General features: G+C 63.2%; 2 protein-coding genes. Both read left to right on the plus strand.

Annotated features, from left to right (window positions below):
* The coding region (locus HLUSI_RS0124405) for a TonB-dependent receptor domain-containing protein (protein ID WP_016836428.1) at positions 1 to 1,201 on the plus strand (1,201 nt) is incomplete at its 5' end.
* Positions 1,202 to 1,218: 17 nt separating this feature from the next.
* A partial coding sequence (locus HLUSI_RS0124410; RefSeq protein WP_016836429.1) for an iron chelate uptake ABC transporter family permease subunit occupies positions 1,219 to 1,570 on the plus strand: 352 nt, incomplete at its 3' end.

Raw genomic sequence — 1,570 nt, forward strand, 5'->3', positions numbered from 1 at the left:
CGCCGACTACGGCCTGGCCGGTTCGCTGAGCATGGCGCAATTCCTCGCCAATCCACGCCAGACCACCAGCCCGAAAGACTACGGTTCGTATGACAGCGACCGCATTACCGCCTTCTTCGAGCGAAAGTTCGGCGCGCTGGAAGCTGCCGCCGAACTGTCGCATCGCGAAAAAATCTCGCGCGCCAGCTATGGCGGCGGCGCAGTCAGCGAAGTGCACAGCCGCACCACGCAATTTTCGCCGCGCTTGCGCCATCTCACAGAAGGCACCGTGCTGAAGAACGAACTGGTGGCCGGCATTGATTTCTCTGAATGGCAAATCGGCAATGTCGACGGCAGCGGCGACGCGGCGCAGACTGCACGCGCCGCGTACGTGCGCGATGAAGTGCAGATCGCCGGCAATACCCGTATCGCGCTGGGCCTGCGTCACGAAGTGATGGACAAGCGCAGCACCGCCAGCGCCTATGACAAGGCGCAGGGCGTCAATGCATGGGATCTGCAGGTCAGCCATGCGGTGGTCCCGTCATTGCGCCTGTTCGGCAAGGCGGGCCAAAGCTATCGCCTGCCGACTGCCGACGAAAATCGCGGCATCGTGCTGGCGGCAGGAGAAATCCTCAAGCCACAGACCTCGCATGACCTGGAGTTCGGCGCGACCTGGGGCGGCGCCGACAACAACGCCACGCTCAGGTGGTTTCGTCATCGCATCAAGGATGAATTGTTCTACGATCCCACCGTCGGCGCGTTCGGCGCCAACGTCAATCTCGATCCGACCAAACGGCAGGGCGTCGAACTTGAAGCCGCTGCGCGCCTGAACGCTGACTTCAGCCTCAAGGCGAATTTCCAGCATATTGCAGCCACCTTCACGGGCGGTCCGAACGCCGGCAAGGAAATGGTGCTGGTGCCGAAGAACACCGCTTCGGGGCGGCTGAACTGGCAGTCCGGTATTCAAACGGTCAATCTTGGCGTGCAGTGGGCCGATGCACAGCGCTACGGCAGCGACTTCAGCAACACCTGCAATGCGCGCATGCCCTCATACACCACGGTTGATGCGCGCTATGCAGTGCGGGTGAGCGCATGGGAACTGGCGCTGACCGGCAGCAACCTGGGTGACCGGCATTATTTCTCGCAAGCCTTCGGCTGCGCGTCGGGCATCTATCCCGAAAGCGGCCGTGCAGTAAAATTCACCGCCCGTTACGACTTTTAAATCACCTCAAGGACTTCATGCGCAGAGCGATCTTGCTGCTTTCCTGCCTGGCCGTAGTGACCGGGCTGGCGCTCGTGCTGGCGGGCCTGTGCGGCAGCACCGGCTGCCTGCGCCCTGGCGGCGATCCAGCCGATATCGCCATGCTGCTGCAATTGCGCGTGCCGCGCGCATTGACGGCATTCACCGTCGGCGCCTTGCTGGCGATGGCGGGCGCGCTGATGCAGGTGCTGCTGCGCAATCCCTTGGCTGAACCTTATGTGCTCGGCGTCTCCGGCGGCTCTGCGGCGGGCGCCTTGCTGGCGATGCTGCTGGGGGCGTCGATCGGTCTGCCGCGCCAGAACATTGCCGCCGTCGGCGCCCCCTTTTTAA

Origin of the sequence: Herbaspirillum lusitanum P6-12 (genome assembly GCF_000256565.1) — a bacterium.
GTDB lineage: Bacteria > Pseudomonadota > Gammaproteobacteria > Burkholderiales > Burkholderiaceae_D > Herbaspirillum > Herbaspirillum lusitanum.